Raw genomic sequence first — 15,426 nt, forward strand, 5'->3', positions numbered from 1 at the left:
TAATGAGATAGAAGCATAAGAGACTATTCACATAGGGAGTTGTTCAACGTGTCGGAAAAAAGAGTCGCCGTGATCGGTGCCGGACCAGGAGGACTTGCGGCTGCGATGCTGCTCGCAAGCCGTGGTGTGAAGGTAACAGTATTTGAGAAGCAGGCGTTCGTCGGTGGACGAACGTCTCGTCTTCAAGTCGGAGAATTCGCGTTCGATCGTGGCCCGACTTTTTTAAATATGCCGTATATTTTAGAAGAGATTTTCGAAGAGACGGGTCGCGATTTACATGACTACGTCGAGATGAAACGCCTTGAACCGATGTACGACCTTTATTTCGATCGAGGGAACCGGGTACTGTCGATGACGACCGACCGTGATCAAATGCATCAGGCGATTGAAGAGCAATTCCCTGGGAACGGGGAAGGCTATGAACGTTTCATGGCCGAACAAGCCATCAAGCTGTCGAAGTTGATGCCGGTCCTGCAGACGGCGCATGACAAGCTGACGGATTACGTGGCTACACGCGTCTTGAAGGCGTTGCCGTTCTTGTCGATTGGTAAATCGTTATATGACGTGTTATCGGAATACTTCACGAGCGAGGAGCTGAAGTACGCCTTCACGTTCCAAGCCAAATATTTAGGGATGTCGGCTTGGGATTGCCCTGGCGGCTTCTCGATTTTGTCGTATATGGAGCATGCCTACGGCGTCCATCATCCGATTGGCGGCGTGAACCAACTATGTACAGCGATGGCGCGCGTCATCGAAGAAGAGGGCGGTGAGATTCGTCTCGGAGAAGGCGTTGACCGTCTCTTGCTCGATGGGAAGCGTGTCAACGGTCTCGTGGCGAACAACGTGCATTACGCGTTCGATGAAGTGATTGTCGGGGCCGATTTCGCCCATGCGATGACGACGCTCGTCCCGAGCGATGCGCTCACGCGTTGGAGTCCGAAACAACTGAAGAAGAAGCGCTACTCGTGTTCGACGTTCATGCTCTATCTCGGGCTCGATCGCGTCTATGACGACGTCGCCCATCACTCGATTCATTTCGCAGACGACTACGAGCGTAACGTGAAAGAGATGACGCAAGACTTGAAGCTGAGTGAAGACTTCTCCTTCTACGTGCAGAACGCGTCAAACATTGATCCGACGCTGGCACCAGCCGGTAAATCGTCACTCTACGTCCTCGTGCCGGTCCCGAATAATCTGTCGAACTTGCCTTGGGAGAAGCTCGAGGCGACGATGACGGAACGTGTCCTCGATGCGCTTGAGACGCGTTCACCGTATCGCGACATTCGTAACCATATCGAGGTCATGCAGCCGCTCACGCCGAACGACTGGGAAGCGTTTGGTGTATATGAAGGAGCCACGTTCAATCTCGGACACAACTTATCGCAGATGATGTATTTCCGTCCGCACAATCAGTTCGAGGAACTCGATCACGTCTGGCTCGTCGGAGGGGGCACTCATCCAGGCAGCGGACTGCCGACGATTTTTGAGTCGGCGCGGATCACGGCGAACCTATTGCGTGACCGGGCAGGTGTCGGCCAATGAACATCAGCTTCGTCGGTGCCGGAATCGGGTCGCTTTACGCGGCCTTGCTCCTGACCCATAAATATCCGTCGCTACACGTGACCATTTATGAGAAAGAATCCCGCGTCGGGGGGCGACTCAATTATGTCGAATTCGAGAACGGCGCCCGCGTCGATGAGGGGCCGACCATCGTCCTGTTACCCGGGAAACTGAAAAGTCAGCTTCAAGAAGCCGGGTTCCCGGAACGTGAGCTCGAACTGCTTGAAGTCGACCCGCTCTATCGCCTCCGTTATGAGGATGGGACGACGTTCTATAAATATCGCGATATCGAGCGCCAGGCGGCCGAAATCGACCGTCTTTTCAACGAGGGTGCCGGATTCAAAAAATATATGGCCCAAAAACGAGAAGAGTATCGCCTCGGCTTCGACGCGTTCTTGGACCGGGGCTATAAGAGCAAGACAGATTTGTTCGAGCCGAAGTTATTGATGCTCCTCATGCGCTTGAAGGCGTATGAGACGGCCCACGAGAACATGAAACGCTTCTTTAAGGACGAACGTCTTCGTGTCGCCTATAGTCTGCAAACGCTCTACATCGGCGGCAACCCGTATGACACGCCATCCCTCTATGGCTTGATTCCGTATCGGGAGCAAGAAGAGGGGATTTGGTACGTCAAAGGAGGATATTTCTCGCTGGCGACGAAAATAGAACAAGAGTTGAAGCGCCGGGGCGTCACGTTCAAGCTGAACGCGAACGTGGAACGCGTCCGCGTCGCCGAAGGTCGGGCGGATGCGGTCGTCGTCGACGGAGTCGTCCATCCGTATGATGCGGTCGTCGTCAACGGCGACTTCCCGCTCATGGAACGCTTGATTGATGGCGTCAAGCCAAAGTCGTATGAACCGTCGAGTGGGACGCTCTTGTTGTATTTTACCGTGAACGGGGACATCGACTTGCCGGTCCACCAATTCGATTTGCCGACTGATTTCGCCGGGTCGATGCGGACCATCTTCGAAGATGGTAAACTGAGCAAGTATCCAGCGATGTATACGTTCAATCCGTCCCTCATCGATGACTCGCTCGCGCCGACGGGGACGAGTGTGCTGTACGTACTCGTACCGGTACCGCGTAAATTGGAACGGAAAGACTTCGAAGCGAGCGGTGCGATCGAGCATTTGATCGGCCGCATCGAACGGATGGTGCCCGATTTCAGAGACCGTGTCTTGGAAATGAAAGTCCGGACGCCGATGGACGCGGAACGATTCGGCTTGTTCGAGGGTGGAAGCTTCGGCATCGCCCCGAAATTGGCCCAATCGGCCGCGTTCAAACCGCAGGCCCGTCCGTATGCCCAGATCGACCGTCTCTATGCGGTCGGGGCATCGGTCCATCCATGCGGAGGCGTTCCGATCGTCATGATCGGCTCGCAACTGTTAGTGAAAAGAATGGAAGAAGAAATGGGGGCATTGTACCATGACGACACAAGAAGCGTATCGTCAATGTGAAGACGTAATGAAAAAAGGCTCGCTCACGTTCTATCGGGCCTTTTCCCTGCTCTCTAAACCTGACCGCCAAGCCGTGGCTGCGGTCTATACGTTTTGTCGGACACTCGATGACGCGGTCGACGAATCTGACAGCCCCGAGGAAAGTTTGACGCATTTTTTGGCCGAGTTCGATCTTTTCTTGGCGGGCGAACCATTGCCGGATGCGCTTTGGGTGGCGCTCGAGGATGTCTGGAAGCGATACGACATGGACGTCGAACCGTTCTTCGAGTTGGCCGAAGGCATGAAATGGGACTTACATAAGACGCGCTATGCGACGCTCGAGGAGACGGAGCAGTATGGCTATTACGCGGCCAGCACCGTCGGCTTGATGCTGTTACCGATTCTCGCGCCGGACGCCGATGCGGCTGGACGCCAGCAATTGAAGCAAGGCGCCATCGATTTAGGAATTGCCATGCAGTTGACGAACATCTTGCGCGACGTCGGGGAAGACCTCGATCGGGACCGGATTTATGTGCCCCAATCGTTGCTCGCCGAGTTCGGTGTCGCGGAAGCCGATTTGTTTGCGCGGCAAGTGACTCCGGCGTTCATCGACGTCTGGGAGACAGTGGCCCGTCGCGCGGAAGCGTTATACAGCAGCGCCCGGGAGACGCATCACTTGTATCCTGTGACGAGCCGGAAGCCTGTCGCGGCGGCAGCGCTCCTCTATGAAGGAATTTTAGATGCGGCCCGGCAGAACGGGCATGACGTCTTCACGAAGCGGGCGTATGTCTCGACGATTCAAAAAGGCAAACTGTTGACCAGATTATAAGCAAGGGCGGTCGTCTTGAGACGGCTGCCTTTTTTGCGCACAAAAAAACCACTTTTGGCGGGGGACCAAAAGTGGTGTAAGCGTTATGTGATTCGTTCATCGGGGAAACGAACGAATCGGACGTGATGAACCCTAAAGATGTGCCTCGTTTCATGGGGAATGAAACAATGGGGCATCTTCGCTGAAGCAGGATGCTTGATGGACTAAGGGGGAACATCAGATGCATGCTGTTCCAGCTGCGGGATACGAGTGGGGAAACTCGCTCATCACTTTTTTCTCGGGTGTGACAAGTTCAAAACGCGATAGGCTCGGGGAAGCCATTCGATCGCTACAGGTGTAACTAACGTTACAAAACTGCTTGAACTCGAATATGATATTATCACGTCTGTCCCGTGTCGACAAGTGTCGAATCCTCTGTTCACAAAATGTTCAAATTGTCAGAGGTATGTCCTCTAACATCGATCGGGCCGCGAATTGTCCTGAAAGCGTCACCATCGGGCTACCGCCACCAGGGTGGGTCGAACCGCCCGCAAACCAGATGTTTGAGACGTCTTCGGAACGGGCCGACGGACGGAAGAACGCTCCTTTTTTCGAGTTGGCCGACGTCCCGTACAACGCTCCGTAATAGGCGTAAAAATCACGGGTCAAATCGAGTGGAGTGACGCGGCGATGGAACAAGACATCGCTGTCTTCCCAATCGACACCGAACGTGCGGAGCCGTCGACGAATCAAATGCTCATACGTCTCGGCATCGATATCGGTCATATGGGCCGGCGCATTGACGAGGATGAACAAGTTATCGCCTGCTTCTCCCATTGACGGGTCGGTATGGGCCGAGTTCGAGATATAGATCGTCGGCTCATCGGCATAGCGTTCCTCTTCAAACAAGGCCCGGAACTCGGCCTCGTAGTCGTCTGAGAAATAGACGTTGTGGTGGGCGAGGTTCAATCGTTTGTTCAAGCCGATCATGATGACGAAAGCGGACACCGATGGCTCGATCGTGTCGCGTGTCGGTACCGGGAACGAGGGACGGTCCATGGCGTCGACGAGACGCGGATATTGCGTGAGCAGTTCCCCGTTCAGAAGGACGGCATCGCAAGACATGACCTCTTCGTGGTCGATGACGACCGCGTGTGCCTTCCCGTTCGTCACTTCGATTTTCGTCACCTCATGGCCGAGCCGGAACTCGACGCCGAGCTCGCTCGCCCGTTTCGCGAAGCCTTTCGCAATCGTCCAGTTCCCGCCTTTGGCGAAATAGACGCCGTCATTCAGCTCGAGATGCGAGATGAGCGCGAACGTGCCCGGAGTGACGTATGGGCTGCTGCCGATATACGTTGCATATCGATCGAGCGCTTGGATGATGCGCGGGTCCTTGAAGTACTTTTTGTGGAGCGCATGCAGGCTCTTGAGCGGATGTACTTTCATCATATCGGCCCAAAGACCGGTATCGATTTTCGAGTCCATCCGCGTGAAGAAGCGGTGATTGGCAATCTCGAACAGTTTTTCCGCCTCGTCTAAGTAAGCGGCCAATTGATTTTTATCGGCTTTATCGCCGGTCAGACGGCGCACCTCAGCTTCCATTTTTTCGCGGTCCGAATCGAATGTGAACGTCGAACCGTCGGAGAAGTGGTTGACCGTGTGCGACTCGAGTTTGACGAGCTCAAAATAGTCATCCGGGTTGGCGCCGCTGTTGCGGATGACGGAGCGGAACACGTCCGGCATCGTAATCGTATTCGGTCCGAAGTCGAAGCGGTGTCCATCGGTGATAATCGGCATGAGCTTCCCACCGACATGCTCATTCTTTTCAATGACGGTCACGTCGTAACCGCGGGCGGCCAAGGTGACGGCGGCACTCAAGCCGCCGAGACCGGCCCCGATAATGGCGATATGTTTCATAGTATGCCTCCTAATTATTGATACGTCCGGCCTTTCCATGAAATCGGCTTCCGTCGCCATTTGCGCACGACCGCGCTCGACAAGAGGAGCAAGTAGGCGATGAGACTGAACGGGTGGAGCCAAAACTGGCGGCCACCCGATTTGACATCGATGGCGAGGCGCGCGAGCAAAACGAACGCGCACGCCAAGAATGAAATCCAGTCCATGCGGACGAGAAAGACGATGAAAGCAGACAGCTGGATGCCGTAGTAGAGAAAGAAATAAAGGGCGATGCCCACTGCTTCATTCATTCCCTTGAATACGTTCTTTGAAAACCCATTCCAGACTTCTTCATTCGTTGCATACATGTCACACGTGATATACGGCGAGACGTTGACGAGCGACGTGATCTTTTTCCGACGTTTGAACTCGCGGCAGAGATCGATGTCGTCAATCAATGAATCATGAATCGAGGCGTGCCCTCCGACATCCTCGTAGCTCGCCCGCTCGACGAGGACGTTCATCCCGTTGGCCGCGGCGAAGGCAGGATGACGGACTTTTCGCCAAAACAGGGGCAAATGCTGGGCGATTAAGACGTGCTGCATCGGAATCAACAGTTTGCCGAGCCAAGTCGGTGTCGGGAAACGGGGGAAGCCGGACAAGAAGACCGCTCCTTCGCGGGCGAGTGTGCCGTGAAGTCGACCGATGAACGTCGGGTCGATCGTCACGTCGGCATCGAGGAACAATACATACGGCTCGGTCGTCCGGGTCGCCAACTGATGGCATGCATGGACTTTACCGGCCCAGCCTTCCGGGAGCGGCACCCCACGGAAGATGGTGAAGCGGGAATCGCCCGCAATCGCTTGAACGAGCGCCTCATATGTACCGTCCTCGGACCGGTCCTCATACAAATAAACGTGACATTCATCCGTCAAGGCTGCCTTTAAACTTGTGACGAGTTTCGGCACGTTCCGCTCCTCGTTCCGAAGCGGGATGCAAATCGCGGTCGAAGGGACAGGGGCCGGAGCGGTGAGCGGCCGGAGGAATAGCAAGTTCACCAGCGTGAAGACGAGCATCAGGGACGTGATGACGAACAGAATCATGAGCGGCCTCTTCCGAGTTGGAGCACGTGCTCTGTCCAATCCGCCAAGCTGCGCTTCGGAGGGAACAGCTCGATATAGCGGTCGGATTGTGCGATCACGTCGTCGCGCGTATCGTCATATAGTCGCTCAAGTGCTTTGGCGAGCTCTTGTTTTTGGTCACGTCGCGTCTTAGAGACGACCGTATGGTTGCGGAACCGCACATAGACGAGCGGGGCGGCGTGGGACGCGAACGTATAATAGATGGCGCACAACCGGACTTCTGGATTGTGAATCAGCATCGTTGCACCGGAACCGATCTCGAGCGGGCGATGCTCCTGTGGATACTCACGTCCTTGCGGGAACACCCAGACGGACTTGCCAGCGAGTAACAGCCGATTAGCATAGTCGAGCGAGGCGCGCACGTCCGATAGTTTGCCTTTTTTGATGGAGAACGCACCTAAGTGGCGGAAGAACGGGAAGCGGCGCAGTCCATCCTCATCCATCAAGACGTGGACGTCGTGACGCAAATAATATTCGTTCAACATGAGCAGAATCATCCCGTCCCACCACGAGCTGTGTGTGCTCAAAAACAATCCAGGTGTCGGCACGTCATCGGTCCGGACGTGAATCGTATGGAAAAACGGACGGATTTGACGCTCTTTGACGAACGTCGAGAACAGGTTATTGAACCATTTCTTTTTGCTCGCTTCGATCATGACGGCTCCTCCGTTCTATCAAGATGAGACCTGCGGCGGTCACGAGGCTGAGGACACCGATCCCGTAGAGACCGGCGTTGACGGCCGTGACTCCGAACAAGGCGTGAAGCATGACGAACAAATAACGGCCGTGCCCGAGCAACATCGGTTCCGCCTCGACTTCAAACCGGTCGAGTAACCAAGAGAAAATGAGAGACAGTCCGAACCAGCCGACGAAGTTTTGCGTCGGGATATCATAATACAAACCGTCATTGGCCCATTCCCAATAGCCTTTCACGTTCGCGGCGACCGGGTCAATCGCCATATCGAGCCAAACAGCGAGGAATGGGACGAGCCAGAGCGTGCGGTTCTTGAACGAGAACAAGCGGGCGACGGCAAAACTCGAGCCGATGACGGCGAGCCAGGCTGCACCGATTGTGACCGGTACACCGAACACGGTCGGACCGAACGCCTCGGCGTAGATATACTCGCTGAACGGGAACCCGGTTTTGACACCGAGCGTCTCGACAGCGATTGAGCCGAAGAAGATGAACGGGACAATCCAGCGGGCGTGGCGGACGCCGTCCGCGATCACCCAACCACCGATGGCCCCAGCGAGCCATAAGAATACCGGGTTTGCCCATTCGAGCCAACTCGGCAACAAATCAAAGCCAACGAGGACGACCCCGATGACATACCAAACTAAAAACCATTTCCAAATCCATGGATACACTTTCATTTCATCACCTCTATTACCATTCTAGAGAGGTTTGTGACATCCGTCTAATAAATGCATGCAAAAAAAGAGCCCCTCGAGAGGGACCCATCAATTCGCCATCCGTTTTCGTTTCTTGACGAACGAGAAGGCGATGAATAAGACGTAGAATGTGACGGCGATGAACCAGAACGACGGCCATTCTTTCCACCGGGCGAAAATCATGTACGTCAAGTAGATGAGACTGACTGTGATGATGAACGAATGGCGCGGGAGCGGCACATCTTTGAAACTCGGGATACGCACGCGGCTGACCATGAGCAGGGCGAGACCCGTGAAAAAGATTGGGGTGAGCAGTTCATTAATCTGGTCCCCGAACGTCGTCACGACGGCGAGCAGTCCGCCGGCCGCGGTGATCGGGACGCCTGAGAAGTAGCTGGCCGTGACGTTCGTCGCCGATAAGTTGAAGCGGGCCAAGCGGTAGGCGCCGAACAGCGGGAATAGGGCGGCGAAGAAGAGGCCGTAATTGCCGTAATCGATAAAGAACGTGTAGTAGGCGAGTAACGCCGGGGCGACCCCGAACGTGACGACATCGGCGAGCGAGTCGAGTTCTTTCCCGAAGTCACCGGCCACTCCGAGCATACGGGCCAGCCGTCCGTCGAGACTATCGAGCATCATGGCGATGATAATCAGTAACGTCGCGTTCGAAAAGTCGCCGCGCGCCGCATAGACGATGGCCAAGACGCCACAGAACAAGTTGCCGAACGTAAATGAGTTAGGAATCCACGAGCGGATTCGTTCTTTCCACATAGGTATTGCCTCCATCTTTGTTATTGAGTGAACCAGCGACCGTCCGTGAATCCGAGCAAGTCAGCCGGAGCGAGTTCGAGTTGATAGCCGCGTTTTCCGGCCGAGATGATAATCGTGTCTTTTTGTTTGGCGCTGTCGTGAAGAAACACAGGGAATCGTTTCTTCGCACCAATCGGCGAGACCCCGCCCCGGATGTACCCGGTCAGTGCCTCGAGTTCCTTCACCGGTACGGGCGAAGCCTTTTTGGCGCCCCAGGCTTTTGCGGCCGCTTTTAAGTCGATATCGAGCTCTCCTGAAATCAAAAAGAAGGCGAATCGGCGTTGCTCGTTCTCGAGACAAATCGTTTTATACAGTTGGTCGAGCGGTTTACCGAGTGATGCGGCGACATGCTTGGCCGAGACGTCGGACTCGTCCACTTCATATGTGTGATACGTGAACGGGACGTTCCGTTGTTTCAGTTGTCTTGCGGCGTTTGTCAGTTGCATCGGTCCCACCCTTTCGTTGAACGACTCTTTTAAGAATAGCAAATAGTGGTAGCGTCGGGCAATCGAACTCGGAAAGTTTTCATGACAAGAAGGAAACAGAATCCATGATAGAGAAATGAATAGTGATTCATTTTATCATGAAGGGGGAAATTAGGATGGAAACGATTCAACTGGAACAGCGGAACGGGGTCGGCTGGCTGAAATGGGACCGGCCGGAAAAATTGAACGCATTAAATGAGACGTTGCTTCGCGAGGCGAGGGAAGCGATGGAGCAGCTCGTGGCGGATGAGGCCGTCCACGTCATCGTGCTCGTCGGGCAAGGACGTGCCTTCTCATCGGGACAGGACTTGACGATTGAGAGTGACGCCGACTATGGAGTGTATTTAGAAGAGGTGTATCATCCGCTCGTGCGGGCGCTTGCCGACTGTCCGAAACCAATCATTGCCGGCATTCATGGGGTCGTCGCGGGGGCGGGTCTCAGTCTGGCGCTCGCCGCGGACGTCCGGCTCGTCGCAAGGTCGACGAAGTTCAGTTCGGCGTTCATCAAAATCGGTCTCGTCGCCGACGCCGGGGGACCATACCATTTACGACGCTTGATGAGACCAGATCTCGCGCTCGCTTGGATGTGGAGCGGCAGCACGATTGACGCCGAACAGGCCGAGACGTTCGGTCTCGTCACGGAGCTCGTCGAGGATGAGGCATACTTGGAGCGGTTGACGACATACGCCGAGACGCTCGCAGCCAAGTCACCGACAGCGGTGCAAGGCATGAAGGCGTTGTTCCGAGCCGATTCGTTCGAGGACGGGCTCGAGCAAGAGATTATCTGGCAACGGAAATGTGGGCAGACGGACGTTCATCGCCAGGCGATGCAGGCATTCTTAAATCGATAATCGATAAAAAAGAAGCGGTCACAGCGACCGCTTCTTTTTGATTGGTTATGAAGTTGGCTTCGGTTCGAACTGGAAGCCTTTTTGTTGCCACGTCCCGTATTTCCAGCGCCGGAAGGCGAAGAAACCGCGGAACCACTCGTCGAGTGAGAAGGCGAGCCAAATCCCGAGGACGCCGAGCCCCATCTGGAGACCGAACAAATAACTGAAGACGACGGCGACGCCCCACATCGAGGCGATTCCAATCATGACCGGGAAGCGAACGTCGCCGACCGACTTGAGCGAGCCCATCAAGACGATGTTCATGGCACGACCTGGCTCCAGGATGAGCGTCGCCCATAAAATCGGTACGCCGACGGCGATGATGTCCGGGTTCGACGTGAACAGGCCGAGCAACGACTTACCGAAGACGGCAAGTCCGAGTGAGGCCACGAGTGATGCGAACATGGCGAGCTTCAACGTCTTGACGGCGCGGGTATACGCCTCTTTAAACCGTTTCCCGCCGATGTCACGGGCAATCAACAGCTGCGTCCCTTGCGCGACGGCGACCGTGAACAAGAAGGCGAGCATCGACAGGTTCATGACGTAGACGCGGGCGGCGAGGGACGCCTCACCCATCGTGGCGATGAAACCGGTGATGATGATTTGTGAGAACTGATACGACAAGTTCTCTCCGGCCGATGGTACCCCGATTTGGAGCAAGGCACGGATATCATCGCGTTGCGGCTTAATCAATTCTTTGAGCGGGAAGCGGAGCATGAGTCGCTTCTTGACGATCCAGAACAAGAGTACCATCGCCGAGAAACGGGCGATGACGATGGCCCAGGCGACACCGGCGACACCTGTCACCGGGAGGCCGAACCAACCCATGACGGCGATCATGGCTCCGATGGCCGTGATGATATCGATGAGAAGAGTCGCGAGCATCGCATGTTTCGTCATCCCGTGACTCCGGAGGACGGAACTGAGCGCCATGATGAGCGCCTCGGTGAAGAGCGACAACCCGACGATTTGTAAGAACAAGAGACCGTGGTCGAACAGCTCATCCGATAGACCGAACAGGCGAAGGAACGTCTCACCGAACAAGAACACGACGGCGACCATGATCACACCGAGCCACATGTTCAAGCTGACGGCAGAACGGGCGAAGTCACGGCTCTTCTTCATCCGATTGGCGCCGATGGCTTGACCAATTAAGATGGTCGCGCCGACCGACGTCACGCTGAAGACGATTAAGAAGACGTTCAAAATTTGGTTGGCGACGCCGACGGCAGAAGCGGCGGCATCAGAGTAATGGGCAAGCATGAGCGTGGCGATAATCCCGGTCCCCATATGGAGCGCGAGCTCGATGAAGATTGGCCACGATATTTTAAATAAACTGAGCTGTTCGGTGTTTTTATTCGGCATGTGTATTCTCCCTTGTTTCTACAATTCTCTCTATGAAATATTTACGTTGTCAAAATCACAAGGGTCATGTTACTCCTTTTGAAATGAAAAAGAAAGGGATTTAGCAAATTATTTTCAACAAAAAAACACCCGCCGAGACGGGTGCAAAACCGAATTTATTTCATTTTCAAAATCGTCGCGCTGAACGGTGCGAGCTCGACTTCGAGTGAGTCTACATCGCGGTCGTGAAGCAAATCGTAAGCGCTTCCTGTATGCCAGAGCGGGTTCAGCTTCGATACCGTTTCTGAGTTATTGAAGTATATCAAATACGTCTCGTCTTTCGTGCAGCGTTCGACGATGAGCGCGTTCGACTCGTCATCGACGAGGTTGAAACGATACGAGCCGGCGTTGGCGAGCACCGGGTGCTCTTTACGAAGGCGAATCAATTTTTGGATATAGCGGAACAGTTCACGGTCTTCCTGCGTCTCATCCCACGGCATGCAACGGCGGCAGCCCGGGTCTTGTTCACCCTCGAGACCGATTTCATCACCGTAATAGATACATGGGCTGCCCGTGTACGTGAGCATCGACGTCATGAGCAACTTGAACTTCCCTTTATGCCCTTTTGCCCGAGTGAGGGCGCGCGGGGTGTCGTGCGAGTCGATCAAGTTGAACGTCACTTCGTTCACGTTCGTCGTGTTCATCATCTCGACGCGCGTCAATTCATCCCGGAACTCGGAAGCGGACGTCCGGTCGAGCGCGAAATAGTTAAGGCTCGCGTTCGTGAACGGGTAGTTCATAACCGCATCGAACTGATCGCCTTGAAGCCACGGCTGCGCGTCATGCCAAATCTCACCGAGGATGTACGCATCCGGATTCGCTTGTTTGACCGTTTTACGGAAATCGCGCCAGAACGCGTGATCAACCTCGTTGGCCACGTCTAACCGCCATCCGTCGATGCCGAATTCTTCGACCCAGTAGCGGGCCACTTCTAATAGATAAGCTTTCAACGCCGGGTGCTCCGTATTGATTTTCGGCATGTTTTTTTCGAACGCGAACGTGTCGTAGTTCGGCTTCGGCGTCGTCTCGATCGGGAAGTCACGAAGATAGAACCAGTCCCGGTACTCTGACTGTGGTCCTTTTTCGACGACGTCTAAGAACCAAGGGTGGTTGTAGCCGACATGGTTGAAGACGGCGTCGAGCATGACTTTGATACCGTTCTCGTGGAGAAGATCGACGAGTTGTTTGAACTGCTCTTTCGTTCCGAACTGCGGATCGATTTCCATATAATCGAGCGTGTCGTATTTATGGTTCGTCGTCGCTTTGAAGATCGGGCAGAAGTAAATGCCGGTGATGCCGAGGTCGACGATGTGGTCAATATGATCGATGATTCCTTGGAAGTCGCCACCGAAGAAGTTGGTGACCGTCGGCTCGGTACTATTCCATGGGAGCGTGCCTTCGGGGTCGTTAGAAGGGTCACCGTTCGCGAACCGGTCCGGGAAGATTTGATACCAGACCGTATCCTTCACCCACGATGGGGCGTGGAAGATGTCGACCGGGTTGATGAACGGGACGCAGAAATAGTAGCCCGTGTCATCGAGCGGCTTATCTTCGAACCAACCTTTTTCCGTATAGACGGCCGTCTCATTGCCGTCATGGAGACGGAAGCCGTAACGGAGCCGGCGGAATGGCGGCTTGATGGCGATGAACCAATAGTCGTATTGGTCGTCGTGTCCGATCTTTTCCATCGGTGTCTCGAACGTGCGCCAAAAGCTCGGCTTGTCCGGATCGAAGTTCCACATGGCCGGGTCTTCCGAATGCCAGTCGTACGGGTCGTTCCAAATTAAGTCAACAGATTGGATATCATTTCTTTTCGTATGGAATCGAATATGTATCGTTTCTCGGTCGTACTTGTACACGAAAGGGGACATGGCGCGGTGGTAGATGGCTTCTTTGATCATGGGTTTGAATTCCTTTCTCTATTAAGAGTTATAACCATTTTACACTGTCTGTTCAGAAAAGAAACAACAGTTGTGAAAACGTTTGCTCAAGCAAAGGGTAATAAAGCGTTTACATTTTGTCAATCGTTCGATTCCTTGTTTCATAAGAAAAACACCTACAAAAAGTTCAAAAAGAGATAAATGGGACAACAGCAGGAAAAATTCCTAAAAAAAAAGTCTTGTAAAACGCTTACACAACTGTATAATAAAAATTGAGGTGAGGATGCAAACGTTTTCACTAACCTACTGATTCTGTAGCGGAGTTGTTTAAAATCAGTAGGCCAGTGCGATTGCGCAAATCTGACCATACTATTCCTTGGGGAGGTTTTTCATCATGAAGATGAAAAAAATGGTAGCAGGACTTTCAACGGCAGTATTCGCTTTCGGTGCACTTGCTGCATGTGGTGGCGGTACGGACAACGGTTCTACTAACGAAGGCGGTTCTCCTAGCGAGAACAAGCCAGAAAAAATCGTAATTTGGGAAGATATTGATAAGTCGGAAACGACGAAAGAAGTTGCGAAGGCGTTTGAAGAAGAACACGGCGTCGCAGTTGAAGTCGTTGAAGTTCAAATGACGGATCAAAAAGACAAGTTGGCGCTTGATGGCCCATCTGGTAAAGGTCCTGATATCGTTCTCGTACCACACGACCAAATCGGAACGATCGCTGATCAAGGTCACTTGGCTCCACTTACGGATGAAGGCGCACTTGAAGCGTTCACAGACGCTTCGAAATCGGCTGTTATGTTCGACGGACAAGCTTACGGCTATCCGAAATCAGTTGAAACACCAGTCCTCATGTACAACAAGGATTTGGTATCAGAAGCTCCTGCTTCAATGGACGACTTGTACAAGTTGTCTACAGATCTTAAAGATAAAGGCGAGTACGGCTTCCTCGGTCTTTGGGATAACTTCTACTTCGCTCACGGTGTAGTGGCTGGCTTCGGCGGTTACGTCTTCAAAGAAGACGGCGGCGCGCTCGACCCAACCGACATCGGATTGAACAACGAAGGCGCAGTTGAAGGCTTCGACTACATCGGCAAATGGTACCAAGAAGGCCTCTTCCCTAAAGGGTTGATCGGCGAGTCTGGTGGCCAAGCGATGGACCAACTCTTCACTGAGAAGAAAGCACACACAGTCATGAACGGACCATGGGCCGTAGATGGTTACGAAGATGCCGGCGTCAACCTTGGAGCGTCTGCATTGCCGACACTTCCAAACGGTGAGCCAATCAAGACGTTCATGGGCGTGAAGACATACGCACTTTCTGCTTACACAGAAAACCAAGAGTGGGCTGAAATGTTCCTCGCAGAACTTACGAACGAAGAGAACGCATTGAAGATGTTTGAAGCTTACAACGAGATCCCACCAGTAGCAGCACTCGAGTCGAACGAGACAATCACGTCGAACGAAGTTGCGAAAGCGGTATTCGATCAAGCGACGAACGCAATCCCAATGCCTAACATTCCTGAAATGGGACAAGTTTGGGAGCCAATGGCACAAGCACTTCAGCTCGTAGCAACTGGCAAGCAAGATGCACAAAAATCAGCTGACGATGCTGTTAAAGTCATCGAGCAACAAATCCAAGCAAACAACCAATAAGGATATGAAATGATGGGGTACGCCGACTGGCGTTCCCCCTCATTTTCTAGAATTGAGCAAACGCTT

At 53.7% G+C, this 15,426-nt stretch carries 13 protein-coding genes; 5 read left to right on the top strand and 8 right to left on the bottom strand.

The features are described from left to right. The first annotated feature begins 15 nt into the window (after positions 1-15). From KNP80_RS11140 to KNP80_RS11150, 3 genes are read left to right on the top strand one after another with little or no spacing between them, the layout of a single operon-like run. The gene (locus KNP80_RS11140; RefSeq protein WP_125318023.1) at positions 16-1,542 is read left to right on the top strand and encodes a phytoene desaturase family protein; all 1,527 of its coding nucleotides are present in this window, start codon (positions 16-18) and stop codon (positions 1,540-1,542) included. Then, positions 1,539-3,017 carry a phytoene desaturase family protein gene (locus tag KNP80_RS11145; RefSeq protein ID WP_214720258.1) on the top strand — a complete coding sequence of 493 codons (1,479 nt, stop codon included), beginning with the start codon at positions 1,539-1,541 and terminating at the stop codon, positions 3,015-3,017. The genes KNP80_RS11140 and KNP80_RS11145 overlap by 4 nt, the downstream gene beginning before the upstream one ends. Continuing rightward, on the top strand, positions 2,986-3,825 hold the full coding sequence (locus tag KNP80_RS11150; protein WP_214720257.1) for a phytoene/squalene synthase family protein: 840 nt from the start codon (positions 2,986-2,988) through the stop codon (positions 3,823-3,825). Before KNP80_RS11145 ends, KNP80_RS11150 begins: the two co-directional genes overlap by 32 nt. Before the next feature lie 429 nt (positions 3,826-4,254). On the opposite strand, the gene KNP80_RS11155 is transcribed toward KNP80_RS11150, so the two are convergent. The 6 genes from KNP80_RS11155 to ybaK form a co-directional block, all read right to left on the bottom strand. Further along, positions 4,255-5,721: a phytoene desaturase family protein gene (locus KNP80_RS11155; RefSeq protein WP_058763052.1), complete on the bottom strand. Its 1,467-nt coding sequence runs from the start codon at positions 5,719-5,721 to the stop codon at positions 4,255-4,257. A 14-nt stretch (positions 5,722-5,735) separates the two neighbouring features. Then, positions 5,736-6,803 carry a glycosyltransferase family 2 protein gene (locus KNP80_RS11160; RefSeq protein ID WP_029595952.1) on the bottom strand — a complete coding sequence of 356 codons (1,068 nt, stop codon included), beginning with the start codon at positions 6,801-6,803 and terminating at the stop codon, positions 5,736-5,738. Next, a complete protein-coding gene (locus KNP80_RS11165) occupies positions 6,800-7,498 on the bottom strand; it encodes a lysophospholipid acyltransferase family protein (protein WP_214720256.1) in 699 nt (232 codons plus the stop codon). The genes KNP80_RS11160 and KNP80_RS11165 overlap by 4 nt, the downstream gene beginning before the upstream one ends. Further along, positions 7,464-8,216 (bottom strand): carotenoid biosynthesis protein, encoded by a 753-nt coding sequence (locus KNP80_RS11170; protein ID WP_021066675.1) that lies wholly within the window; start codon positions 8,214-8,216, stop codon positions 7,464-7,466. The genes KNP80_RS11165 and KNP80_RS11170 overlap by 35 nt, the downstream gene beginning before the upstream one ends. An 87-nt stretch (positions 8,217-8,303) precedes the next feature. Beyond that, on the bottom strand, positions 8,304-9,002 hold the full coding sequence (pssA, locus tag KNP80_RS11175; RefSeq protein WP_021066674.1) for a CDP-diacylglycerol--serine O-phosphatidyltransferase: 699 nt from the start codon (positions 9,000-9,002) through the stop codon (positions 8,304-8,306). A 20-nt stretch (positions 9,003-9,022) separates the two neighbouring features. Next, the gene (ybaK, locus tag KNP80_RS11180) at positions 9,023-9,487 is read right to left on the bottom strand and encodes a Cys-tRNA(Pro) deacylase (protein WP_058763054.1); all 465 of its coding nucleotides are present in this window, start codon (positions 9,485-9,487) and stop codon (positions 9,023-9,025) included. Positions 9,488-9,642: 155 nt separating this feature from the next. Between ybaK and KNP80_RS11185 the strand changes: the two genes are divergently transcribed. Continuing rightward, positions 9,643-10,377, top strand: a complete 735-nt coding sequence (locus KNP80_RS11185) for an enoyl-CoA hydratase/isomerase family protein (RefSeq protein WP_029595950.1) — start codon at positions 9,643-9,645, stop codon at positions 10,375-10,377. 45 nt (positions 10,378-10,422) lie between these two features. Here KNP80_RS11185 and KNP80_RS11190 read toward each other — a convergent pair whose 3' ends face one another. Both KNP80_RS11190 and KNP80_RS11195 read right to left on the bottom strand, forming a co-directional pair. Beyond that, positions 10,423-11,781, bottom strand: a complete 1,359-nt coding sequence (locus KNP80_RS11190) for an MATE family efflux transporter (protein WP_021066671.1) — start codon at positions 11,779-11,781, stop codon at positions 10,423-10,425. A 155-nt stretch (positions 11,782-11,936) separates the two neighbouring features. Continuing rightward, positions 11,937-13,721, bottom strand: a complete 1,785-nt coding sequence (locus KNP80_RS11195; protein ID WP_214720255.1) for a glycoside hydrolase family 13 protein — start codon at positions 13,719-13,721, stop codon at positions 11,937-11,939. A gap of 373 nt (positions 13,722-14,094) precedes the next feature. On the opposite strand from KNP80_RS11195, the gene KNP80_RS11200 reads away from it, so the two are divergent. After that, positions 14,095-15,360 (top strand): extracellular solute-binding protein, encoded by a 1,266-nt coding sequence (locus tag KNP80_RS11200; protein WP_214834758.1) that lies wholly within the window; start codon positions 14,095-14,097, stop codon positions 15,358-15,360. Positions 15,361-15,426 lie beyond the last annotated feature (66 nt).

The organism is Exiguobacterium sp. E4787 (assembly GCF_018618375.1).
Classification (GTDB): Bacteria; Bacillota; Bacilli; order Exiguobacteriales; family Exiguobacteriaceae; genus Exiguobacterium; species Exiguobacterium chiriqhucha.